General features: G+C 53.7%; 13 protein-coding genes and 7 pseudogenes. 13 read left to right on the top strand and 7 right to left on the bottom strand.

All coding sequences use genetic code 11. The features are described 5' to 3' along the window. Position 1: 1 nt before the first annotated feature. A pseudogene (locus J7E41_RS10190) lies at positions 2–366 on the top strand (transposase); the annotation flags it as partial. Between the two features lie 501 nt (positions 367–867). Here J7E41_RS10190 and J7E41_RS10185 read toward each other — a convergent pair. Beyond that, complete coding sequence (locus J7E41_RS10185; RefSeq protein WP_251029438.1) at positions 868–1227, bottom strand: DUF7673 family protein; 360 nt, start codon at positions 1225–1227, stop codon at positions 868–870. A gap of 864 nt (positions 1228–2091) precedes the next feature. Between J7E41_RS10185 and J7E41_RS10180 the strand changes: the two genes are divergently transcribed. Together J7E41_RS10180 and J7E41_RS10175 are read left to right on the top strand one after the other, a co-directional pair. Further along, positions 2092–2841, top strand: coding sequence for a 3-oxoacyl-ACP reductase family protein (locus J7E41_RS10180; RefSeq protein WP_214992312.1), 750 nt, complete (start codon positions 2092–2094; stop codon positions 2839–2841). Positions 2842–2937: 96 nt separating this feature from the next. Continuing rightward, on the top strand, positions 2938–3894 hold the full coding sequence (locus J7E41_RS10175; RefSeq protein WP_214992310.1) for an alpha/beta fold hydrolase: 957 nt from the start codon (positions 2938–2940) through the stop codon (positions 3892–3894). Positions 3895–4084: 190 nt separating this feature from the next. Here the strand turns inward: J7E41_RS10175 and J7E41_RS10170 are convergent. From J7E41_RS10170 to J7E41_RS10145, 6 genes and pseudogenes are all read right to left on the bottom strand, one after another. Continuing rightward, positions 4085–4765 (bottom strand): annotated as a pseudogene (locus tag J7E41_RS10170) (IS5 family transposase). A gap of 117 nt (positions 4766–4882) precedes the next feature. Beyond that, positions 4883–6413: pseudogene (tnpC, locus tag J7E41_RS10165) on the bottom strand (IS66 family transposase). Positions 6414–6520: 107 nt separating this feature from the next. Next, positions 6521–8267: pseudogene (ltrA, locus tag J7E41_RS10160) on the bottom strand (group II intron reverse transcriptase/maturase). Between the two features lie 795 nt (positions 8268–9062). After that, positions 9063–9377 (bottom strand): IS66 family insertion sequence element accessory protein TnpB, encoded by a 315-nt coding sequence (gene tnpB, locus J7E41_RS10155; RefSeq protein ID WP_251029435.1) that lies wholly within the window; start codon positions 9375–9377, stop codon positions 9063–9065. 576 nt (positions 9378–9953) lie between these two features. After that, complete coding sequence (locus tag J7E41_RS10150) at positions 9954–11735, bottom strand: glycoside hydrolase family 3 N-terminal domain-containing protein (protein ID WP_214992308.1); 1782 nt, start codon at positions 11733–11735, stop codon at positions 9954–9956. Positions 11736–12016: 281 nt separating this feature from the next. Next, the gene (locus tag J7E41_RS10145; protein WP_214992306.1) at positions 12017–12280 is read right to left on the bottom strand and encodes a DUF7673 family protein; all 264 of its coding nucleotides are present in this window, start codon (positions 12278–12280) and stop codon (positions 12017–12019) included. Positions 12281–12389: 109 nt separating this feature from the next. On the opposite strand from J7E41_RS10145, the pseudogene J7E41_RS10140 reads away from it, so the two are divergent. The 10 genes and pseudogenes from J7E41_RS10140 (at position 12390) to tnpC (J7E41_RS10090) (ending at position 25316) form a co-directional block, all read left to right on the top strand. Further along, positions 12390–13941 (top strand): annotated as a pseudogene (locus tag J7E41_RS10140) (IS3 family transposase). Between the two features lie 931 nt (positions 13942–14872). Then, positions 14873–15016 (top strand): annotated as a pseudogene (tssD, locus tag J7E41_RS10135) (type VI secretion system tube protein TssD); the annotation flags it as partial. 99 nt (positions 15017–15115) lie between these two features. Further along, on the top strand, positions 15116–17071 hold the full coding sequence (locus J7E41_RS10130) for a type VI secretion system tip protein VgrG (protein WP_214992304.1): 1956 nt from the start codon (positions 15116–15118) through the stop codon (positions 17069–17071). Between the two features lie 30 nt (positions 17072–17101). Next, on the top strand, positions 17102–17551 hold the full coding sequence (locus J7E41_RS10125) for a DcrB-related protein (protein ID WP_214992302.1): 450 nt from the start codon (positions 17102–17104) through the stop codon (positions 17549–17551). Between the two features lie 42 nt (positions 17552–17593). Then, positions 17594–21844: an RHS repeat-associated core domain-containing protein gene (locus tag J7E41_RS10120; protein ID WP_214992299.1), complete on the top strand. Its 4251-nt coding sequence runs from the start codon at positions 17594–17596 to the stop codon at positions 21842–21844. Between the two features lie 9 nt (positions 21845–21853). Beyond that, on the top strand, positions 21854–22270 hold the full coding sequence (locus J7E41_RS10115; RefSeq protein ID WP_214992297.1) for an NTF2 fold immunity protein: 417 nt from the start codon (positions 21854–21856) through the stop codon (positions 22268–22270). 222 nt (positions 22271–22492) lie between these two features. Beyond that, positions 22493–22737: pseudogene (locus J7E41_RS10110) on the top strand (IS5/IS1182 family transposase); the annotation flags it as partial. A gap of 352 nt (positions 22738–23089) precedes the next feature. Then, on the top strand, positions 23090–23407 hold the full coding sequence (gene tnpA, locus J7E41_RS10100) for an IS66-like element accessory protein TnpA (protein ID WP_214992295.1): 318 nt from the start codon (positions 23090–23092) through the stop codon (positions 23405–23407). After that, positions 23404–23739, top strand: a complete 336-nt coding sequence (gene tnpB, locus J7E41_RS28045; protein WP_251029434.1) for an IS66 family insertion sequence element accessory protein TnpB — start codon at positions 23404–23406, stop codon at positions 23737–23739. Before tnpA ends, tnpB (J7E41_RS28045) begins: the two co-directional genes overlap by 4 nt. A 50-nt stretch (positions 23740–23789) precedes the next feature. Then, positions 23790–25316, top strand: a complete 1527-nt coding sequence (gene tnpC / locus J7E41_RS10090; protein WP_214992294.1) for an IS66 family transposase — start codon at positions 23790–23792, stop codon at positions 25314–25316. Positions 25317–25373 lie beyond the last annotated feature (57 nt).

Genomic DNA, 25373 nt, shown 5'->3' with positions numbered 1-25373 from the left:
ACACTGGAGTTCGAAATGCCAACGTTGCTCACTGAAATCGCAATGTACACCAAGCACAGAGCGACGAGTCCGACGCTGGGAGCATGAAGCAATACTTGAAGAAATGCAGAGCCGGTTGAGCAACGCGCACCGGAGATGATGCGAGTCCGAAAACGAACGGTTGAGCATCCCCTCGGGACGCACAAGCAATGGATGGGTGCGACGCACTTCCTGACACGAAAGCTTGCAGGGGCAAGTGCCGAGATGAGCTTGAACATGCTCGCCTATAACCTGGAACGGGTCATGAAAATTATCGGTCCCACTGGATTGCTAAAGGCTTTAACGGCAGGCCCACGTGTGCGCTGCCCAGCAATTCCAGAATATTAAGAATCTGAGGTTGAGACACCAATAAAGCATCTACCCATTTGATAATACTAGCTTTTTTCGAGTTAGCCCCGCTTCAATGGACGAGATTATGGACTGGCCAGCAGAGCATGGCAGGTACAATTTTCCACTGCGCGCTATGGTGATCTAGTGACAGGCGATCCCCCAGCATCATGATGCGTCAAATAGGCTGGGTAGGCACTCTTCTCTGAGCTTACGGGTCTCGGATCAGGCCAAGGCGCACCGACCGCCCCCTCTCCATACGCCGGTACAACTTCGACACGCGCGGCATGGCGGACATTACGTGCCCACCTGGTTGCTCTCTCCTGGCATCTGCTGCTCAGCCCCCCCCATACAACGGTCGGCTCGTCGCGACAATGAAGCAGTTCAGCACAATGCATACGGGCAACAGCCCCTTCTCACCATGAGTATCAGCAGCCAGTGGCAGTCTTTGCGCGGACGACCTGATGATGGGCGTTCCTTCTACGTGCATGCCCTCAACGTCTAGGGTGTCTCTGCTCGCCATTTTTCTTCGAGCTCCTGCCAAATCCGACCACCATCGGGCACGTGCTCGTGCACTCTCAGTTCTGACGCATAATCCATCATCAGCACCTTTAAGCAATCTTCGATCAAGGCGGTATCCAATGCACGTAACGTTCGCGGTTCAAAGAAAAAAGCGTCGCCGTCATAAACCGTAAGCAGAAAACGGCCAAGAATCCGGCTATGGCTGCTGCCGCATAAGGCAATCGGCAACAAGCGAAGCAGCGCCTCCGCGCCCTGCGCCATGACCGTCGGCAGATGCTGGACGTCGACCTGGAGTCCAGAGAAGACGGTAGTTAAACTGCTTGGAGATTTAACAATCATCCTTGCTCCTTGATTGTCACGGGATGTACATGTGACTTCTCGCAGAAGCCTGGTGCAAACGAATAAATTCCCGCAACAAAATATTAACTTACTCTATTTCGCTAGACTAACCAGCACTTCCGAGCGCAGCGTTTTAAAGAATCCCAGAAAACTGGCACAACCGAGACCAGCCTCAAACATGCACCTACCAGCAAAGCTGGTCTTGCTCAGATCTCGATTAAGAATTGTCTCAAAAACCGAGAGCGCATATATAAACCCGCCCGCCCGCATGCGACGATTGCACCTCACTTGACCACCTAATTGCATTGCTATTGATCAGGCGTTTAGTAGTCGCACTGCCCACTCAATTGCATTCGATTTGATAACAAATCAAGGCTGACCGGGAGTTCCTCAATAACGGCTGCGTCGCTTACCATCTGCGCCATGTCGAGGTGGTGATCTGAGAGGTATTCTATTGCCGCCCCCCATCAGGCAGGGCGACTTAACACAGCGATGGTCGTTTCGAAGATAGGAAAGCATTCCTAGCCCCCCTCATCGGTACGGCAATAGCAATCTTGGATATCGCGCGCTGCTAGCGGCCGAAGATCTTGGCCTACGTTTTTTTTCGAAGGCTGCAGGCGGTCCATTACGCGCCACAGATTTGCGATTCAGCCGAACAGCGGCCTTTTACCTTAATACGCTACTTCTTGCGCACTAAAATGTGGAGAATTGAATTATAGAGACTTAACCAAACCCTGTGAATCAAACAGACTCATTCAAATAATTTGGAAATGCGTTTTAGAAAGTCATTAAGTGCGCATATTTTTTAGTCATAGCGACGCATAAAGCCACCTTATGCTAGCTCTACAAAAAAGTGAAAAATAAATGAAAGGCACGAATTCTCTTCAAGAAAAAGCTGCATTTGTACAGGGCGGTTCGCGCGGCATCGGCGCAGCTATTGTCAGGCGCCTGGCTCGTGAAGGTGCCGCTGTTGCATTCACCTATTTTTCTTCTAAGGAAAAAGCTGAAAAAATAGTCGCCGAAATTACCGCGATTGGTGGTAAAGCAATTGCTATTCGAGCCGACAGCGCTGATTCAGCCGAATTGCAAAAAGCAGTACGTCAGGCCGTAGAACATTTTGGCGCACTGGATATTCTGGTAAACAACGCTGGCGTTCTTGCGTGGGGCTCCCTTGAGGCACTCACGCCGGCCGATCTTGACCGCACACTGGCGGTTAACGTACGCAGCGTATTTGTTGCCAGCCAGGAGGCCGCACGTCATATGAACGATGGGGGGCGCATCATCAATATCGGCAGTATCAACGCAGACCGGATCCCAATTGCTGGTGGCAGCATATATGCCATGAGCAAATCGGCGCTCGTAGGGTTGACCAAAGGCATGGCGCGCGACCTCGGCCCCCGCCGCATTACGGTTAATAATGTTCAGCCGGGCCCTGTCGATACCGAGATGAACCCTGCCGATGGTGAATCCGCCAGCCAGTTGAAAGCCTTAATGGCGCTAGGCCGTTATGGCAAAGATGAAGAAATTGCAAGCTTTGTTGCCTACCTTGCCGGACCTGAAGCGGGGTATATCACCGGTGCAAGTTTAAGCATTGATGGTGGCTTTTCAGCATAACGGAGCAGCAAGCAGAAAAAAGCCCCCCCCATATCAACAACCAAACGCAGAGATGGGGTTGTTTTATATCTCCCCGCCCACTAAAGGAAACTACGCATGAACAACTGGATAAAGAAAGCTGCAGTCGCAACATGTGGCATCATGTGGTCCTTCACAGTTTTCGCCACTGAGGACTTCCCAATTCCGACAGGATTCAAAAGTGGCTTCGAAGAAGTCAACGGTATAAAGCTACATTATGTTGCAGGTGGTAGCGGGCCACTGGTGTTGATGGTGCACGGCTTCGGTCAGTCATGGTACGAGTGGCATCAAATGATGCCGGAACTTGCCAAAACACATCGCGTCATCGCCGTGGATCTACCCGGCCTTGGTCTGTCCGAGCCACTCAAGACTTCGTATACCGGCCAAGAAGTATCTCCTTACCTCTACGCCTTCGCCAAACGCTTCAGCCCGGACGCACCATTCAATCTCGTTGCACACGACATCGGTATCTGGGCCACCTACCCCATGGTGGTACAGCATCAACAGGACATTGCCAAGCTGGTATATTTAGAAGCGGTGATCCCGGACGACAAGATATATGGTTTTCCAGCATTCACCCCACAAGGTGAGTCAACGGCCTGGCACTTCAGCTTCTTCTCAGCGGACGGCGCGCTACCAGAAACGTTGATCGCCGGAAAAGAGAAAACCTTCTTCACTCACTTTATCAAGAAGCATGCTGAAAAGCCGGAAGCGTTCACCGAGCAATTGCTCGACCTTTATTCAAAGTCGTACTCTAAACCTCATACTCTGCATGCAGCATTCGAATATTACCGTGCTCTCCCCCAATCCGTGCAACAGAACAAAGAACTATTGGAAAAAAGCAAGTTGACAATGCCACTTCTGGCCGTAGCTGGTAATGGCCGTGGCAGCCTCGGTCAAACCCAAATCGACCAGATGAACGAGTATGCCACCAACGTACAAGGTCATGTGTTACAGGGCTGTGGACATTGGCTGATGGAAGAGTGTCCAGCGCTAGTAAATCCGTTGGTAGTTAACTTTCTAAACGACAAATGAAGCATGATCCGATACTTATGTATCGCACGGTGAAACAGCCCAAGCGATACGGACCAAGATTCCTAGGGATGCTCCGATCAACTCGTCATCTCTGAGTGACGAGTTGAAAAAGTCGCAGCGCTCTACGGTCTTTGCCGAGCAACACCCCATACCGCCTGTTTTGGCGGGCTTCTACGCCCAGTTCTCCACGTTAAGCGTGCAATTCGCCCATAGCCATCAGCTGTTTTCGAGCCATCCACAGGTTTGACAGGGCGAACAGCGTCATCAACTGAACGGTGTTTTTCATCAGTCCGCGAAACCGTACTTTAACGTAACCACACTGCCGCTTGATCACCCGAAACAATGGTTGCTCAACCTTGGCCCGCGTCTGCGCTTTGAGATATTCGATTTTGCGCTTGGCCTGGTCGATCAGGCTGCGTTTCTCAGCTTGGAATAGATGCTGCGCCGGGCGGTGATCTGCCAGTTCACCTTACGACTTTCATGCTCCTCGCGTTTCTCGACACCGGTGTAGCCGGCGTCTGCGTACGCCGCATTTTTTTTCGCCACGCAACAGTTCGGCGACCTGCGTGACATCGGCTACATTGGCTACATTGGCTGCGGTGCCATGGACATGATGCGCCAGGCCCGACTCGCTATCGGCGCCAATATGCGCCTTCACTCCAAAGTAAAACTGGCTGCCCTTTTTGGGCTGATGCATCTCGCGATCACGCTTACCGTCTTGGTTCTTGGTCGAGCTGGGAGCATGAATAATGGTGGCATCGACGATGGTGCCCTGGCGTAGCGAGAGGCCCTTTTCCTGCAAATAACCGTTGATGACCGCGAGGATTGCTGGGGCCAACTGGTGCTTTTCCAGCAGGTGTCGGACGTTCATCATCGTGGTGTCTTCGGGGATTGGCGCGCTCAGCGTCAGGCGTGCGAACTGACGCATGGGCGTGATTTCATAGTATGCGATCCATAAACCCCACCTACCCAGTGGTGGGGCAACGGTCTACCGTGGCATCTGCGGCGAGCAGTTCCACGGCAGTAACGCTTCGTACTCTTCGACCGACGAGGCGTGCGGCAACCGCTCCAGTACGTGGCGCAGCCACGTATAGGGCTCTTGGCCATTGACCTTGGCGGTCTGGACCAGACTGTAGATCTTTGCGCTGGCAGTGGCGCCGTTGACGGTATCGCTGAACAACCAGGCCTTGCGTCCGATGACAAACGACTTGATCGCTCTTTCGGTCGCGTTGTTGTCGATGGGCAAATAACCCGCTTCGACATAACGCTCCAGACGGCTCCATTTATTCGCCAGATAATGCACCGCCTTGCCTAGTGCACTTTGCGGCGTCACCTGGGATTGGGTTTTATCCAGCCGGACTTTCAGCTGCCCCAAGATCGGCAGGCTCTTTTCCTGGCGAGCGATAAACCACTGTTCATCGTCGGCTTCCTTAAGTTCACGCTCGATCCCGTACAGCTTGTTGATCATCGTCAGTGCAATATCGGCCCGCCCAGTCTGCCCTTGGGCTGAACCGTCTGCGCGTCCACGAATTTGCGACGCGCATGCGCCATGCACGCCAGGCGCTCCACACCCGATTGCAACGCCAAGGCGTTATAGCCGGCGTAATCATCGGTCATGATATAACCGCGATAACTTTCCAGGAGCCGTAACGGCACCTCCTGCGCACGACTGGACGTGTAGTCAAACAACACGACTTTGCGATCGGGTGGGCCGCTGGCTTGTACCCACATCCAGGATTGGCTGGTCGGGTCTCGATCCGGTTCCTTGAGGACCTGAACACGAGTTTCATCGCAGTGGATCACCGCACTTTCCAGCAGCCGGTCACGCATCAAATTCAGCAGCGGCTGAAAGTGTTCGCTGCACTGGATAATCCAGCGCGCCAGGGTCTGTCAATGCCATGTCGACTCAGTACCGTTTCAAACCGGTGCAACGGCAAGCCATCGACGTACTTGGTGGTCAGCAGCATGGCAAGAATACTCGGGCTGGCCATGCTCCTTTCGATCAATTGCGCCGGTTTGTCGGCGGTGACCGGTGCACGTTCACAACCACGGCAACCGTAGATCTTGCGGATATGTTTGATGACACGGATCTGCATCGGCACGATATCCAGCTGCTCGCTGGTTTCTTCGCCGATCACATGCCTGCGGCAACCGCAGGCACAGGTCAGTTCGTGTTCGGGTAGTTCGTGGATGACTTCGATACGCGGCAGATCGGCCGACAGTGGCTTGCGTTTGCCTCGGCGCGGTGCCGCGGCAACAACTTCTTCATCAGCGTCGCCGATTGCCGGCATCGGCTCGCTTTCAGGCTCATTGAACAGTGCAGGTTGCGGCGTGTTGGGCTCGATGGTTTGCTCGGACTTACGCCCGGACAGACGGTCGCGCAACAGCTTGATCTGTTCTTTCAGGTCGACGATGTGGGTCTGATAAGCCTGGGTCGATTCCTCTTGGCGACTGAGTGCCTCAAGCAGCAGTTGCTTGAGCAAAACAGGATCATCAGGAAGGTCATCGGGCAGAGAAATGTCGGGTAGCCACAGATCATTACTGATCCGGGGCCCCCTCAGAACCGTACGTGCGAGTTTCCCCGCATACGGCTCAAGCTTACGAAAGCCAGTTCATCACTGGCCGGTTACGCGGAAGGTGGTTTTTGCAAACCGCTATACTGAAGTGGCTCGTTGGATCCCAATTCATGGCACTGCGAGTGACAGTCGGGATGAAGCAATACGCGGTTTTCTAATTTATCAGAGCCGCCCTCTACCCGCCTGACAACATGGTGGTCATGCCAGCCGGTATCCCTACTGATGGCATAACCGCATAAGGCACATCGGCCCTGTTGCCGCCTGAAAAGACTGTGTACCTGCCGTCGATACCGAAGCTTGTGCAGCATCCGCTGAACCCTTAATGCCTCCCACTTGAACTCCTGTTCTGCATCGTACGGTTGATACGCAAGCGGTAAACGCTTGTGACGAACGATTGCGGTTTCCGCCAGCATGTATAGCTGACGAAACCTTACCACCCCGTCGGGCCCCTTTAATGGTTGCACAAATGCCCGATGAATTTCGGAGCAGTAATATCTTCGCTTAATCCAGCCAACAGACTTCCTCGGATGTCGTCGCTTTGCCCACCTAAAAACACGCCAGAATATTAGATTATCCAGCTTACTAAAGGTGGCTTTCGCTACAACCGGGGAATGGTATTGTGCCCATCCTCGCAGTACAGGGTTAAGCCGCCCCATCAGTGCGCCTTGGGTAAGTGCTCCGCTATTTTTAATGATATCTCGCACCTTCCGGTAGAACGCTGAAACATTTTTCTTCGAAGGCTTGATCATCAGCTTTGCTTTTCTTTTCGGCGACTTCGGGACGTACTTCCTAAAATTCCACCCAAGAAAATCAAACCCTTGATGGATATGTACGATGCGCGTTTTATCCTGTGATAGCGCAACCCCACGTGCAAACAGGAATTGCTCAATCCAAGGCCTGACCTCGTTTTCAAGCAACTCTTTCGAATTTGCCATTACCACAAAGTCATCTACGTAACGCACTACCTGAACCTTGGTTTTCTTAGCTACCAAGGCGCCAAAGCGCTTTTTCAAGTGGTCTTTCAGTAAAAGCTCTAAACCATTCAAGGTGGCGTTTGCGAGGCAGGGAGAAATGATACCGCCTTGTGGCGCACCTGCGTCCGTAGCAACGAAATGCGCTTGGTCAACAACCCCGGTTTTCAGCCATTTTCGCAATATCGTCTTATCCATAGGGATATTTTGACATAGCCAATCATGACTGATGTTGTCGAAGAAACCTTTGATGTCCCCTTCCAAAATCCAGGTAGGGGCCACTTGAGGGGCCAGCAAATGAAACAGCTCTACCATCGCATCGGCCGTCGAGCGATCTGGTCGAAAGCCGTAGCTGCGAGGATCGCTCTGGCTCTCTACAACGGGTTCAACTGCCATTAGATGAAGCGCTTGCATAGCCCTGTCCAACATCGTCGGAATTCCGAGTGGACGTTTCTCCTGTTTCCCAGGTTTGGGTATCCATACCCGCCTCAAAGGTTTAGACCACTACACCCCGCCTCCTCGAGAGAAGTCTCACCCCTCGAAGTTTGGCTAGCGGCGTCTCCCATGTTTCACCGTCGATCCCTGGGGTGCGGCGCCCTCGGTTCTCAGTTACTCGCCGCACGGCTAAACACCGACTATGGAACGAGTGGATTAACAACCGTTGAAGGCGCTTCACCTTTCGCCAGTCCGCCTTCCTTGTTGCCTGCGCGATTTTCAACTGCGTTTTCCGAACGAAAGCTTGAATTGTTGCCCAGTCTAGACCGAGCCAACTCAAGGAGCCTTCCAAGGACGTAGACGCAACCGAAGTTGACGGTCGCGTATTCATACAGTCCTGTTCGAGTTATAGGTTATTTCCACAGATACTCTTAATATGTTTCCGCGTAATACTTCGTAATTCGATGGGATCAACAGTTTATATCCGCTCGTAAACCAGATGCACGTCAGCCAAGGTTGCCCCCGCCGGTAATATTAAAACCGGTATGCCGCCCGTTACAGACGGCCCTTCGCTTTTTGCATCCTCCTATTCCCCACACCCATCAACGTCCCTTGCGGAAAGTCTGCCTTCCTGATTTCTCTGAGAAGGCGAGTGGTCGGGATTGCCACATTCCCTGAGTCACATCAATTCGCTGGTTAGGCTTCGTCTATCCCCCGACAGCGTTCGTAGTACCGCATCCCTTTGCATGACAGGAATGACTTACTGTAATGCCTATTTGGCTGGGGCCGATAATTGCCGTAGGCCCGACAATCCTAACGAGGGTTCTGTCGACGATTCACATATGTTAGCCGTACAGGTTGGGTCACTAGCCCTCGCACTACCGTGCAATTCGGTTGTGCCGCCCATCCCGTTACCGGCCTGCGCGCTCTTGCGAGAGGAACATTGTTGATCGGGCTTCACACATCAAGATTGGCTCCTGACGCATGCCGATCTAGTGAACTGATGGATACACATCAGGCTCGTTACCCCCATAAAGCAGAGCTGAGCAATGAGACTCAGAGTTACGACATGTACTCAATTGTTAACCTTTGATAGTGAGTACACTGTCTCGTGTCGCACCATGCCCTGGATTATACCGAATCAGGCGACGAATCGAGGCGTCAAAACTTGATGCGGTCGGTTGCATCACAAATCAAAACCGTCCAATAACCAGTTGAGTTCCTGAACCGTCAGAACTATCGCCTGGTCGCTGGCCTCGGGCGATGTTTTAAAGCGCTCGGATTCGAGGCGCTTGAGCCAAAGACAGAAGCCGTTGCGCTCCCAATACAAAATCTTCACCCGGTTACGGGATTTGTTGAGGAAGACAAAAAGCACCGGGTCAAACACCGCGACCTTGATGTCCAGTTCGACCAGAGCGGCGAGGCCATCGATGGATTTTCGCAAGTCCACGGGTTTGGGGTAGAGGTACACTTTTTCGACTTTGGCGTCGGGTCGCATCATGGCGGGGGCTGGCTCCGGAGAAAAACGGGAGCACAGCATCCGGCGTCACGGGAACGCTTTGAATGTGTAGTTCATGGAGCGGTTACGATCGTTTCTGATCGGTATGTCGCTTTCAAAATTGGCGGGGGCTGAAGTCGGCCGGAAATACATGACTACTTCAGACCATCCCTAGTTCAGACTATCCTTAAAGAATATACCCGCCAAGTACGGAGGCTACCTTTTATGCCACCGAGAAGTCGTTGAGTGGACATGAATCGCGGCCGGGATGATAGTTACTTGCCCCCGCCACGACATGTCTGCGGGATGTGCTTTTTGGAAATGTTTTTCTGGGATGAATTTTTTCTGTTGGCGGCATGATGGGGAAAGTCCGAAGGAAAACTGTTTAAAGAGTACCGCGGCTTACCTCATACCGAGAATTTTATATCATATTCGGATGAGTGTTAAACAGGGTGAAATTAGCCATGCGAGATGCTCACAAGAAAGCCCACATTTTAATATTCACCCTTTACATTTCTCATTAAACAGATACCCTCCCGAAACAAAAAAGCTATTTTTATAAAATAGCCTTATTATCACTCAATCCCATCTCAGGCCAAATCCTCTAGGAAAGGCCACAGTGCCGGTGTTAGTCTCACTATCGTATTGACTCCAAATATTGACTGGCAACTTTCCCACGGGGGATAATTTGCCAATTATCACTTCTGTTAGGGATATCATTGAAGGGCCACGCCACGTACCGTTGGTATAACCGAAATAAGAATATGACGTCACTGAGGCGTCGACAATTTCAGCATAGTTGATGATGTCGTAGGGAGCACGCAATGCCAAGTGAATCGCGGTTTTTCCTACGCTTTTAGCATACTGGAAATAGCTGAGTTTAGCATCGCTGTCCTGGCTAGAGGAAAAGAGAGTGCTTTCAGCCGGTGTAAAGCTCGTCACCAGCGAGGCGAGCAGAAAAATGTCACATTTATCAATGCAGGCTTTGATACCCGCTTCATCTAGATCACTTTCACGGGCCGTAATGACGTTGTAATAACCATTTTCCGTCAATACCTTGGCAATCCCATCACCCTGTTCACTCCAAGGCGTGAGAATGAAGTAGCTTTTAGTTTTGCTCGTGAGAGGAAGGGTAGCTTGTTTATTGATCACCACCGTAATGGCAGCATCAGCGATATTTTTTTCAAGATTAGAAGAGAGCTCGCGACTAATTGGGCTAGTAGCTTGCGGTTCACCACACAGGCCATAGCGCTGTTTCAGTCGAAGAATACGCTCCACCGACATATCAATCTCAGCTTCGCTAAGCTCACCGATCCTGACCTTGTCGGCAATGGTTTTGACCAATGCAGGCAAAAGACAGGCCTGTTGTGCTGTAGAGATACTTATGGGCATCAGCGCGATATCAACTCCGGCTTTAAATACCAGTTCGAGCGCATGTCCATGATTAAAGTGATTTGCGATGGCCCCCATATCGAGCGCATCTGTAATCGTGACACCTTGAAACCCCAATTCGTTGCGTAACAGTGTAGTTTGGATAGCATGTGACATTGTGGCAGGAACAATGATTTCCTGACTGCCACTAGTATTCACAACACTATTATCAAGTGAAGGATATTGGATGTGTGCTGTCATAATCATATCTGGTGCATGATCACTATCGATAGCAGATTTGTAAGGCGCGATATCAATCGCCAGGGCCTCTTCACGTGTGCGTGAAACATACGGCAAGGAAGTATGTGAGTCTGTGGAGGTACTCCCGTGCCCTGGAAAATGCTTATAGGCACTAATTACACGTTCGCTATTCATGCCGCTAGCAATCAACGTTGCCAATTCGTCAACGACCTCAGTACTATCACTGAATGCTCGAACATTAATCACCGGATTGGCAGGGTTATCATTAACATCTACAACTGGTGCAAAATTTGTATTGATATTTAGCGACATCATATCCTGCGCCATTTTTTTCCCCTGTTCATAAGCCAGTTGTCGTGTACAGCCACCTTGAAAGGCAGCAGCCAACGCCATGTTGCCAGGAAAAGAAGAATAGTGTTCGCGTGGCAGGCGAAAGACATTTCCGCCCTCATTATCAGTCGCTACAAAGAGCCGTAAACCTCGTTGTGTTTTAAAAGTTGCAAACCAGGCGGTCAATCGCTCAATCTGAACTCTCTCTTTCAAGTTATTACTGAACAATATAATACCGCCAATATGGTTCTCAGACAAAATTGCCTCAACCTGCTCGTTGGGCTCTATCATGTCTTGGTTGGTTTCGCCCAATGGATTCCAGTACCGGAAGTCCAGCATGATTTTTTGACCAATTTTTTCTTCAAGTGTCATTTCTTTTATCGCATTATTGATATTCATTCAAAACCCCCTAAATTTAAATTATATCCACTTTAAGTTGCCAACTTTTCAAGCGCTCGGAGTCAATGATCGCAAAATGAATTTGCCTCCAAAAATACAGAGATTTTTAGCAAATACATTGACTAAGCACTCGACTTTCTCAAAAGACATAAAATCAACCGTTTAGATTTTCGATCATTCGAAAATTGCAGCGTTTGAGTTCAATGTCACCACACAAAACTCGGTGAATACACGACTAATTTCCACAGAAATAGGTTTACAGAATGCTACGACCACCCCAATTAGGGATGGTCTGAAGTAGCCATGTCGATCAAGGCGGTATCCAATGCACGTAATGTTCGTGGCTCAAAGAAAAAAGCGTCGCCGTCATAAACCGTAAGCAGAAAACGGCCAAGAATCCTGCTATGGCTGCTGCCGCATAAGGCAATCGGCAACAAGCGAAGCAGCGCCTCCGTGCCCTGCGCAATGACCGTCGGCAGATGCTGGGCGTCGACCTGGAGTCCAGAGAAGACGGTAGTTAAACTGCTTGGAGATTTAACAATCATCCTTGCTCCTTGATTGTCACGGGATGTACAGGTGCCCCCGGTGTCAGGATAGTTGTCGCCTCTCCGAATTTTCCTGAAAAAGCAGATCGGGGGCGGAAAGAGACTGTTCGTGCCGTACTATTCACCGGAACGCAAAGCCGCATTGCTCAAGATGCTGCTTCCCCCGCTGAGCCTGTCGATGGCCGAGGTTGCTCGGCGCGAAGGGGTCAGCGACATGTCATTGGCCAACTGGCGCAGAAAGGCCCGCTCTGAAGGAAACGCAGTGTCCGAGAACACCCCATCGGCCCAGAATTGGACAGCCGAAACCCAGTTTGCTGTCGTCCTTGAAACGGCCGGTTTGTCCGAGATTGAACTGGGTGAATACTGTCGTCGCAAAGGCCTGTACCCCGAGCAAATCAAGGCGTGGCGGCAAGCCTGCATCAACGGCCAGAAGGCAGACAAAACCCAACAAAAAGACGATCGCGAGCAAGCCCGCAAGGACAAGAAGCGCATCCAGGAACTTGAGCGTGAACTGCGACGCAAAGATAAGGCGCTGGCTGAAACCGCCGCGTTGTTGGTGCTACGAAAAAAGCTCGACGATTACTGGGGGATCGACAACGAGGACAATTAACTGCCTTGCCGGAACGGCAGTTACTCGTGACCTGGTGAGTGAAGCCAGGGTGGCAGGAGCCCGGAAAACCAAGGCCTGCCAGGAAGTTGGCCTCTCACTCAGAACCTTGCAGCGCTGGAGCGAAAGCGAGGTTGTTCAGGCCGACGCCCGAACGACCACGGCACGACCCAGGCCGCGCAATGCGCTGAGCGAGGTCGAACGGCAAGCGATCCTAAGCGTGTGCAATAGCCCGGTGTACGCCCATTTGCCGCCGAGCCAGATCGTGCCGGGGTTGGCCGATCAGCAGCGCTATCTGGCGTCGGAGTCGACGTTTTATCGGGTGTTGCGTGCAGCAGGTCAGCAACAGCATCGTGGTCGTAGCCAGCGCCCCAGGTACCACGCCGCACCGACGACTTACGCGGCCAAAGGCCCCAACCAGGTGTGGTCGTGGGACATTACGTACGTTCCCTCGCCAGTGCGCGGTAAGTATTACTACCTGTACCTGATCGAGGATATTTACAGCCGCAAGGCCGTGGGCTGGGAGGTTTACGAAGAAGAAAGCGGCGAGAAGGCGGATGCGCTACTGCAACGTAGCGTGTTCAGCGAGCAGTGTTTGCACGAGCCACTGGTACTGCACTCGGACAATGGTGCGCCGATGAAATCGCTGACGCTGTTAAGCAAAATGCAAGACCTGGGCATCACGCCATCCCGTGGCCGACCGCGAGTGAGCAATGACAACCCGTACTCGGAATCACTGTTCCGGACGTTGAAATACTGCCCGCAATGGCCGGCAGATGGCTTTGCCAGCCTGGACGCCGCAAGAGCCTGGGTCAGGGATTTTATGCGTTGGTATAACCACGAGCACCGGCACAGCAGAATCCGCTTCGTGACCCCGGCCGAGCGGCATCGAGGAGAGGATCATCAGATCCTGGCTCGGCGTCATGAGCTGTACGAGCAAACCCGGGAGAAATGCCCGGAACGCTGGTCTGGACAGACAAGAAACTGGGAGCCGATAGGAACGGTGATGTTGAACCCGGATCGAGAGCCGCAGGTCGAGAAAAGAGCGGCATAGTTAGACGGTGACGCGACAAGTACCTTGAAAAACGCCGTGTGCCATCTCGCAGAAGCCTAGTGCAAACGAATAAATTCCCGCAACAAAATATTAACTTACCCTATGTCGCTAGACTAACCAGCACTTCCGAGCGCAGCGTTTTTAAGAATCCCAGAAAACTGGCACAACCGAGACCAGCCTCAAACATGCACCTACCAGCAAGGCAAGTCTTGCTCAGATCTCGATTAAGAATTGTCTCAAAAATCGAGAGCGCATATATAAATCCGCCCGCCCGCATGCGAAGATTGCACCTCACTTGACCACCTAATTGCATTGCTATTGATCAGGCGTTTAGTAGTCGCACTGCTCACTCAATTACATTCGATTTGACAAGAAATCAAGGCTGATCGGAAATTCCTCAATAACGGCTGCGGCGCTTACCATCTGCGCCATGTCGAGGTGGTGATCTGCGAGGCATTCTATTGCAGCCCACCCATCAGGGCGGTTTAATACAGCGATGGTCGTTTCGAAAAATAGAAAAGTATTCTAGCCCCCTTCATCGATACAGTAATAGCAATTTTGAATATCGCACGCTGCTAGCGGTCGAAGATCTTGGCGTACGTTTTTTTTCGAAGGCTGCAGGCGGTCCATTACGCGCCACAGATTTGCGATTCAGTCGAATAGCGGCCTTTTGCCTTTAATACGCTACTTCTTGCGCACTAAAATGTGGGTAACTATGTTCATACATCGCCACCAGCCAAGTTCCACGCTCTACGCACTTTGCCGGGTGATTTCGTTTCAAAATCACTCAGCGTTCGAAAAACATCGCCCACCCACCCTCGATCCATATTGCCCGCAATATTTCTGGCACGCCCCCTTGATAACAATGAGACACCCGCCGGGCGATTTCGCCTCCCGGGCACCCTAAATTTATCCGCAAGGAGAGCACCCCATGGCAACACCAACGTACATGTCGATTACCGGCGAAAAACAAGACCTGATCACTGCCGGCGCCTTCACTGCCGACTCCGTTGGCAACACCTGCCAAGAAGGTCATGAAAACCAGGTCATGGTTCAGGCGCTCATCCACGAAGTATCCGGCACTTCGGGTTCCGATGACTGACGTCAGCCGGTCGCCTAATCCAGGCAGACCTAATGTAGTCGTTTCTAAAGGACTTACACAGAGGAACACGGGATGTTCAGTTCAGCCAACGAGACGCATTTCAGCCTGACCATCGAGGGGGTTCAGAGTGATCTTCAGGTGCTCTCCTTTTCCGGCAAGGAGGCTATCAGCACGCCGTACGCCTTCGATGTGGAGTTAGTCAGCGAACGACACGAACTGGAGCTTGAAAGCTTGCTCCACAAGCCTGCTTTTCTCGCCTTCAGCGATAGAGGCGATGGCATCCACGGCATCATCTATCGGGTGGAGCAAGGGGCCAGCGGTAAGCGTCTGACCCGCTATAGCCTGACACTGGTGCCGCAGCTCACCTACCTTAGCCACCGCATAAACCAGCGCATCTTCCAACATCTGCCGGTCAACAAAATCATCGCGCAGATTCTGGAAGAACACGGCATTCTGAGCAATGCCTATCAGTTCCAACTGAACACGGCTTACCCGCCACGCGACTACTGCGTGCAGTACAACGAGTCGGATTTAATATTCGTCCGACGCCTGTGTGGCGAGGAAGGTATTCACTATCACCATCATCATAGCCAATCGGGACATCTGTTAGTGTTTGGTGATGACCAGACAGTGTTTCCCAAGCTGGATCAAGCGACCGAGTATCAAGCCGGCAGTGGCATGGTTGCTGACAGACCGGTGATCAAGGGATTTGATTTGCGGGTCGAGGCGCGTACCAGTCGTACCACGCGCCGTGACTATGACTTCGAAAAACCGAGCATGCTACTGGAATCAAAGTCTCAGGCAGACAATCAAGCTCAGCAACCTGATCTGGAAGACTATGACTACCCAGGCCAGTTCATCAGCCGTGATCGCGGCAAGTTGCTGAGTCAGCGTGCACTCGAGCGCCATCGCACTGATTATCGTTTGGTGAGAGGTAACAGCGACGTACCGGCGCTGCTCAGCGGTCACTTCTTGACATTGGCTAACCATCCACGTAGCGCGTGGAACGATCTTTGGCTGCTGACCGAGGTCTGTCACGAAGGCTTGCAACCCCAAGTACTCGAGGAATCGATCAACAGCGATGCAGTACCGGCAGATGGTTTTGTGCAGGGTTATCACAACACTTTCGTTGCCATCCCTTGGGACACCTTGTATCGGCCGTCAATGCCGATCCGCAAACCGGTTCTGGCCAGCCAAACGGCGAAGGTGACAGGACCTGCGGGAGAGGAAATACACTGCGATCAGTACGGCAGGGTCAAGGTCCAGTTCCATTGGGACCGCGAAGGCCGCTTCGACGAAAATAGCAGTTGCTGGGTGCGCGTGGCGTCCAGTTGGGCAGGACGGGGCTTTGGCCAAGTGGTGATTCCGCGCATCGGCATGGAAGTGTTCATCACCTTCGAGGAAGGCGATCCAGACAAACCGCTGATTACTGGTTGTGTCCCGAACAAAATCACACCCGTGCCGTATCCGCTACCGGCGAACAAAACCCGTAGCGTCTTCAAGACCAACAGCAGTCTTGGGGGCGGCGGCTCCAACGAGGTTCGCGTGGAGGACCGGGCGGGGCGGGAGCAAATCTACATCCACGCCCAGCGCGATCAGGATTGCACCGTCGAGAACAATGAAAGTCATTGGGTCGGAGTTAATCGTGCCCATTCCGTCGGTCAGAACGAAACTGTCACCATCGGCCAGAACCGGGTCAGGACGGTCAAGGTCAATGACACGCTGCTCGTCGGCGGCGCCAAACAAGACAGTGCCGGCACCCAATACCTGATAGAAGCGGGGATGCAACTGCGTCTGGTCTGCGGCCAGAGCGTATTTGAGATGAATGCCAATGGAGAGATCAACCTCTATGGCTCGAAGTTCAACTTTTCGGTAACAGGCGACGCTCAGATCAATACCGGCGGCAATCTCGATATCAACATGCCCGGCGGGGCCGCCACCACGGATCCCGGCGTCGATGGCGCCAAAGCCACCATCGACGGCAAGGTCGACGGCGTTTTTTCAAATCCGCCGCAACCGGCGTCCTAATCCCGCAACCCAACCGAATAGAGCACCGTAATGGAATATTGTATTCAAGAAGGGAAGCTCACGCTGCCAACAGGTTTTCAAGACCGTAGCGTCAATATGTTTGTCCCACGGGTTACCCTGCCTGCGCCTTTCAGCCTGACCCTCTCGCGCGATAACACATTGCCGAGCGAGGCCTTACCCGACTACGTCGAGCGTCAGGTCAGCCTGATTGCGGCCAAGCTGCGCAAGTACCAGCGCCAGAGCACCACCCATGCTGAGCTTTCGGCGCAATCGCCGATACCGGGCCTGCAAGTCGATGCGCACTACCAAAGTGATGGTCGGCCGGTTTACCAGCGCCAGGCAGCTTTCATTGTCGCACCTGGCCGGGCGTTGATTTTTACCGCCACCAGTCAGGTGCCATTCGACGATCAGTTGAATCAGCTATGGACGAACGTTCTGGCGAGCTTTCAGCAGTCCCCTGCCGCCACTGCAACCCCTTAAGGACACCCGGCTTGACAGATCGGCATAACACGGAGGTTTTCGATGTTTGAAGCAGCACGTTTTGACGATGAGATAGCTCATACAAACGCTCTTGTGGGGTTTCTGGTGGGGGCCGCGCTGGGACTGGCACTGGTCGCAGTAGCCTCAATCTTTGTCGTTGCCACCTGCGGCTTCGGGGCCGGGTTGTTGGTCGGGATTGTAGCGGGCCTGGGGGGTACAGGGCTGGTGATGGCAGGTGAAGCCATAGGTCGAATGTGCAAGGCGCCCGCCGGAGGGATCACGTGTGGTTCCAGTAACGTCCGTATCAATGGTCTCAAGGCAGCCTACGTACAGGGCAGTGTCGGAGTCTGCAAAAAGCACCCGACACCGCCGATGGTGGCAGAGGGTTCGGCCAAGGTATTCATCAACGGTCTGCCGGCTGCTCGTAAGGGCGACAAACTGACCTGCGGCAGCGTGATCGACAGCGGTTCGGAGAACGTCTTTATCGGCGCTGAAAAAGAACCGTACCTACCGATCGACGATGAAGTACCCGAATGGCTGCGCCATACGGTTGATATCCTCATGATCGTTGCCGGCCTCGCCGGCAGCCTCGGGCAGTTAGCACTCAAAGCTGGCCAAGTGGGTCTTAAAAAAGCGGCCCCCTGCGCACTGCAATTCGCCGCAGGTTTTGTGGCGGGTGAGTTGGCTTCTCGATTTGTCATCGGTCCAGCGATTAGCCGAGTGGCCGGCGGCCTGTTTGGCAACCCGGTGGATGCGATCAGCGGGCGCAAATTGCTTCTGGATGAGAGCGAAACAGACTTTGCTCTTCCGGGCCTCATGCCTATCGTCTGGTCGCGTTTCTATGCCAGCGATGTCGCTCATGAAGGACTACTGGGGCGTGGATGGGTCCTGCCCTGGGAGCAAAGCCTGCGCCTAGAAAATAATCAGCTTTACCTGCGCGACAACCAGGGGAGAGATTTGAATCTGCCAGGCCTTGAGCCGGGGGAGCGGTTTTTCCTCGCCAGCGAGCAGATGTTTCTGGTGCGCTCCGAGGGTGGGCACTACCTGATTCAAACCCTCGACAATACCTTCTTCTATTTCGGCGAGCTGTCCGAAAACGGCCAACCCTCGCCGCTGCGCCGCATCGAGAATGCACTCGGTCACTTCCTCACGTTCCACTACGACACGCAAACGCGTCTGAGTGATGTCTGTGCTGCCGGCGGCATTCGTCTGCACCTGTGCTACGACCAGCATGAAAAACGCCTGAGTCGGGTTGAGCGGGTGGTGGACAACCGGCCAGTAGAAACGCTGGTTCACTACCAGTACGACGCCACAGGACAACTCCAATCCGTCATCAATCGCAACGGCGATCACGTGCGCCATTTCGCCTACGAGCATGGACTGATGGTTGCCCACGAGAATGCTCTGGGGCTGGTTTGTCATTATCGCTGGTCAACGCGTTTCGACGATCATCAGCCTCGTGTGGTCGAGCACTGGACCAACGACGGTGAGCGCTACCATTTTCGCTATGACCTTGCACAGCGGCAAACCGAGGTCCGCGATGTACTCAACCGTGTCGCCCAAATCCACTACAACGAAGGGCGTCGGGTGCTCGCCAGTCGCGACTTTGGTGGTGAGCAATACCGCTTCGAGCTGGATGCCTCGGGCAATATGACCGCTCTGGAGTTGCCTGATGGCAACAAATTAGCTTTCGTCTACGATGACTATTCCCGCCTGGTCGAGGAAATCGATCCGCTGGGCCGCAGTACTTGCTACAGCTACCACCTCAATACCCGCCTGATTGCCAGCATGCAGCGCCCGGATGGCAGTACTCAACGTTGGGTCTACGATCGCAGCGGTACGCTACTCGATAGCCTTGACCCGCTAGGGCAACTCACTCAGTACCTCAACACCAATGATGGTCTGCCTCATAGTTGTACCGACCCACTGGGGAATACCACGCACCTGTGGTGGAACGAACTGGGCCAAATTGAGCAGTACCAGGATTGCTCCGGTCGTCGTACGCACTATGCGTACGACGAAAGGTTCCATCTGGTCAGCATCAAAGATGCTCTGGAGCGCACCACCCGCCTGACCCGCAAGGCCGACGGTGAAGTGACGCGTATCGAACATCCCGACGGCAGCCACGACAGTTACAGCTACAACGCCCTTGGCCAACTGCTCAGTCACACGGATGCCGATGATCGCACCACTTACGTGACCCGCACGTCCCGCGGGTTACTCAGCAAACGCCAGGACCCACGGGGGCAGCACGTTCACTATCAATACGATCAGTGCCAACGCCTGATCGGGTTGCTCAACGAGAACAAGGCGGCGTATCGCTTCAGCTATGACGCCAGCGATCGCCTGCAAGAAGAAGTTCGGGTGGACGGTCTGCGCCGACGCTTCCGTTACACCGTCAGTGGCGCCCTGACACACCTGGAAGAAGTCGCCCAACAGGGCTTCAATGACGTCTCACGCCAGCAACACTTCGAGCACGACGCCGCCGGGCGTCTGGTAAGTCGCATCACCGACGATGCGCACCTGGACTACCACTATGACGACGTTGATCGCCTGATTGCCGTCGACCGTCAGCCCAGCGCTGCAGGCAAGATCCTGGGAATCAGCAGTGACCATCTGGCGTTCAGCTACGACGCCGCCGGCCAACTATTAAGCGAAGACAGCAGCACCGGCAACCTCGGTTACCGCTACGACGAACTGGGTAATCTCACTCACTTGGATTTGCCTGACGGGCGTCAGGTCAATCACCTTTACTACGGCAGCGGTCACCTGCACCAAATCAACCTCGACGGTCAGTTGATCAGCGATTTCGAGCGTGATGCCTTGCACCGCGAGACCTTGCGTACCCAAGGTTCGCTCACCAGTCGCTACGGCTACGACACCAAGGGGCGCAAGTTATGGCAGGCGGCCATTCATCTGCCCCACGAGCAGCTCAGCCAACTTCAGGAAAAAACCGACAGCCTGCTCGGTCATCCGCAGCATCCGGCCACTGCCCTGCACCGTCGCTACCACTACAGTCCGGGCGGCGAAGTTCAGCGCGTGACCGACAAACAGCGTGGGGTGACCAACTTTGCGTATGACGACAGCGGCCAACTGCGCAGTCGTCAACCCGATCATCCACAGCTGCAGACGGAAGACTTTTCCTACGACCCCGCCGGCAACCTCACTGGCAGCGGTCGCTGGCAATTTGAAAACCTACCGGACAATCGCCTCGTCGCCTTCAAGGACCTGCGCTTCAGCTATGACTCCTGGGGCAACCTCAGCGAGAAAAGCAGTGCGGCCGGGGGCATGCAGCGCTTCCACTACGACAGTGAAAACCGTCTGATCAAAGCGCAAACCTGGCAAGGCCTGACACTACACAGCGAGGCCCGCTACCACTACGATGCCCTGGGGCGGCGTATTGGCAAACAGGTCACGCAAGACGGCCAGACTCAAGAAACAAAGTTCCTCTGGCAAGGCTTGCGCCTGCTCCAGGAACAGCGGCCGCAACTCCATAGCCTGTACCTTTACGAGCCCGGCAGCTACGCGCCGCTGGCCCGTATCGACAGCGCCCCCCAACTGCCGGAACGAGAAGCCAGGCTCTACTATTTCCACACTGACCAGATCGGCACCCCACAAGAAATGACCGACGCCGACGGTCACGTGGTATGGCGCGCCTATTACAAGGCGTGGGGTGGGCTGGAGGCGTTGTCACCGAATCGGGTGGAGCAGAACCTGCGCTTTCAGGGGCAGTACCATGACCGGGAAAGCGGGCTGTACTACAACACGTTCAGGTACTACGATCCTGCGATAGGAAGATTTACCACGCAGGATCCGATTGGGTTGTTGGGTGGGGATAACCTTTATCGGTATGCGCCGAATGCGTTAGGATGGATCGACCCTTGGGGGCTTGCGTGTACACCAAATGTAAGTCGAGGGATGCAAGGGCAGCCATTGTCTGCTCGTGCAACAGTTGGAGAATTGGATTTGCGTCGTAAAGGCACTGGCACCAACGCGATATCAAGAGCCTGGGCAAGAATGATGGGTAATTCTACAGATGATGCGGGCCATATATTGGGCAAGGTTCTTGGGGGGCAAGGGGGCAAGGGTAACGTTTTTCCACAACTTCCAGGAATTAATCGTGGTCAATATCGAACATTTGAAGATTCGGTCAGAAAATATATAAACAAGAACGGGACTGTAGACATTGAATGGACATTCAAGTATGGCAATGGCGGAACAAGGCCTACTGAGATTCTATATGATGTTTTCCAGGACGGCCAAAAAGTTCTTGGTGGGATATTCGGTAACTAGTGGGGAATTATGAACATTGAAACTGCTGAAGCAGAAAGTGTTTTGAAGGCATTTATTCTAGCCATGAATGGTTGGGAGCTTCATTACTACCCTGAGGTTAGAGAGAAAGGACTGACTACTCTCAGAGAAAAAATGAAGCAAGACCTTGATGCTATTTTTGATTCTTTTTGCACCAAAAAGGAAAGAAAGCAAGGTCGCCAGATTTCATTGCTATGCAGTGATCCGCCTGAGTACTCCCCAAGCGAAAACTTTTTAAATTCAACCGTATTCGGAAGTAAAGCGGTAATTTCTACGCAGCAAAATGTTGGATTTAAAAATAAGTACAGATATACACTTAATTTTAAAAATAACAAATGGCTTGTTGATAAAAAAGAATGGCTTGATGATGACAAGGGCATAGAGCGCTGGAGGCAAGCATACCTTTAGTAGCTCTTCGATCAATTCGCGATTAGCTGTTTATTACATACTCATTTCGACAAGCCCCAGCGTTCTGTTTGTTCAATTCGTTTATCCATTTAAATTATTTGTCCTCCTGTTTCTGGAAGGCATTAGATTAACGAATCTACACGCACGGGACGCTAGGGAAACTCTTAGCAATCCGGCCTGCTGCGAAGCGACAATTGCCCCTCCCCCATTGAGGTGACGATCATGCAGCTGACATTCGGAGATGCCGAGGACCTTGGGCAGCGCAAGCGCACGCGCCGAGAGGTGTTTTGGGTGAGATGGAGCAGCTCGTCCCGTGGAAGGCGCTGCTGGCGTTAATCGAGCCTCACTACCCGGTGTCGGGGCGTCGTGGCCGGCAGCCGTACCCACTGGCCACCCTGCTGCGGGTGCATCTGCTGCAGTGGTACGCACTGAGCGACCCGGCAATGCAAGAGGCGCTGTACGACACGCAGATCCAGAACTGACTCGCGCAGTACATCCACTACCAGTCTCAGCCCAGCGCTGCAGGCAAGATCCTGGGAATCAGCAGCGACCATCTGGCGTTCAGCTACGACGCCGCCGGTCAACTGCTAAGCGAAGACAGCAGCACCGGCAACCTCGGTTACCGCTACGACGAACTGGGTAATCTCATCCACTTGGAGTTGCCTGACGGGCGCAAGGTCAATCACCTTTACTACGGCAGCTGTCACCTGCACCAAATCGTAAGCGTCCGGCCAAGTCACCTACCGAACTCCAGCATTAAGGGCGATGGTGTCCGCGTATTTTTAAGCGGACGCGATCGCCCTTATCGCAAGGATTTTCATGCGCCAACGAAGCTCTTACCCCAAACCGTTCAAAGCCCAGGTCCTCCAGGAATGCCTGCAACCCGGAGCGACGATTTCCAGCGTAGCCATACATCATGGCATTAACGCCAACGTTATCCGCAAGTGGCTACCGACTTACCGGGATCAATCACCTGCAACCTTGCCGGCTTTCGTTCCCGTAAAAGCGATACCAAGGGGAGCAACAGAAGAGATGGTGATCATCTCGCTGCCTCTGGGCGATAAATCCATCACAGTTAAATGGCCCGCCTCGGATCCGGACGGCTGCGCGTGTTTTATTCGTGGCCTGGCCCAATGATTCGCGTCGATGCCATCTGGCTCGCCACCGAGCCCATGGACATGCGTGCCGGCACTGAGACCGCATTGGCCAGAGTGATCGCGGTGTTCGGTGCGGCGAAGCCGCACTGCGCCTACCTCTTTGCCAACCGCAGGGCAAACCGCATGAAAGTGCTGGTGCATGACGGCGTCGGTATCTGGCTGGCGGCGCGGCGTTTGAACCAAGGCAAGTTTCATTGGCCAGGCATCCACCGTGGGAGGGAGGTCGAACTCGACCCCGAACAACTTCAGGCCCTGGTACTTGGATTGCCGTGGCAACGAGTCGGTGCGGGCGGCGCAATTACATTGCTTTAAACGCTGCCTTTTAGCTGTAGCAGTCGAGCTGCTTTGGTAAAATCCATGGCATGACTTCCTTGCCCGATCTCGACCAAATGCCCCCCGAACAACTGCGCACGCTGGCCGCGCAGTTGATGTCCAAGGTCGACACCCAAAGCAGAAAAATCCATCGCGATGAAACGATCATCGAGCAGCTCACTCACGAGATCGCCATTCTCAAGCGGCACAAGTTTGCCAAGCGCAGCGAGCAGATCAGCCCGGCGCAAGGCAGCCTGCTCGATGACCTGCTAAATACCGACCTCGAAGCCATCGAAGCCGAGTTAAAAGCACTTCATCCCGCACCCGCGCAGACAGAACCACGCCAGCAACCCAAGCGTGCGCCGTTGCCGCCGCAGTTCCCGCGCACTGTGATCCATCACGAGCCGGACAACACTCAGTGCGCTTGCGGCTGCCAGCTTCAGCGCATCGGTGAAGACGTCAGCGAGAAGCTGGACTACATGCCGGGCGTGTTCACCGTTGAACAGCATGTGCGTGGGAAATGGGCCTGCCGGCAGTGCGAAACACTGATCCAGGCCCCGGTGCCGCCGCAGGTGATCGACAAGGGCATCCCCACTGCCGGCCTACTGGCGCACGTGATGGTGGCCAAATTCGCCGACCACCTGCCGCTCTATCGACAGGAAAAGATCTTCGGCCGTGCCGGCCTGGCCATTCCGCGCTCGACCCTGGCGCAGTGGGTGGGTCAAACCGGCGTGCAGCTTCAGCCGCTGGTCGATGCGCTGCGCGAAGCAGTGCTGGCCCAGCGCGTAGTCCACGCCGATGAAACGCCGGTACAAATGCTGGCTCCAGGAGAGAAGAAAACCCACCGCGCTTACGTCTGGGCCTACAGCAGCACGCCATTCTCGGCACTCAAGGCCGTGGTCTACGACTTCAGCCCCAGCCGTGCTGGCGAACATGCGCGTAACTTCCTGGGCACCTGGAATGGCAAGCTGGTCTGTGACGACTTCGCCGGCTACAAGGCCAGCTTCGAGCTGGGTATCACTGAAATCGGCTGCATGGCCCATGCGCGCCGCAAATTCTTCGACCTGCACGTGGCGAATAAAAGCCAATTGGCGGAGCAGGCGCTTCACTCGATTGGCGGGCTGTACGAAGTCGAGCGACACGCCAAGGAAATGAGCGACGAAGATCGCTGGCGATTACGTCAGGAAACAGCGGTGCCCATCGCTGAAAAATTTCATGAGTGGATGTTGGCCCAACGCGAACTTGTGCCCGAGGGCTCGGCTACCGCCAAGGCCCTGGATTACAGCCTTAAACGCTGGATAGCGCTTACTCGCTACCTAGAGGATGGGGCTGTACCCATCGACAACAACCAGATCGAGAACTTGATCCGGCCGTGGGCGCTTGGGCGGTCGAACTGGTTGTTTGCTGGGTCGCTACGCAGCGGAAAACGAGCGGCGGCGATCATGAGTTTGATCCAGTCTGCGCGGCTGAATGGTCATGATCCGTACGCGTATCTGAAGGATGTTCTCACGCGCCTGCCGACGCAGCGGGCGAATGAGATTACCGAACTACTGCCGCACAGGTGGATGCCCCTCTAACGCTGCAACCTCTGACGGGGCACCGTATCAAGATCTGCCTAGTGGCCTGAGCGGTTA

This window comes from Pseudomonas fluorescens (assembly GCF_018614655.1).
Classification (GTDB): domain Bacteria; phylum Pseudomonadota; class Gammaproteobacteria; order Pseudomonadales; family Pseudomonadaceae; genus Aquipseudomonas; species Aquipseudomonas fluorescens_BX.
Note: the sequence above shows the minus strand (reverse complement) of the source record. Positions and strands in the feature narration are given on the sequence as shown.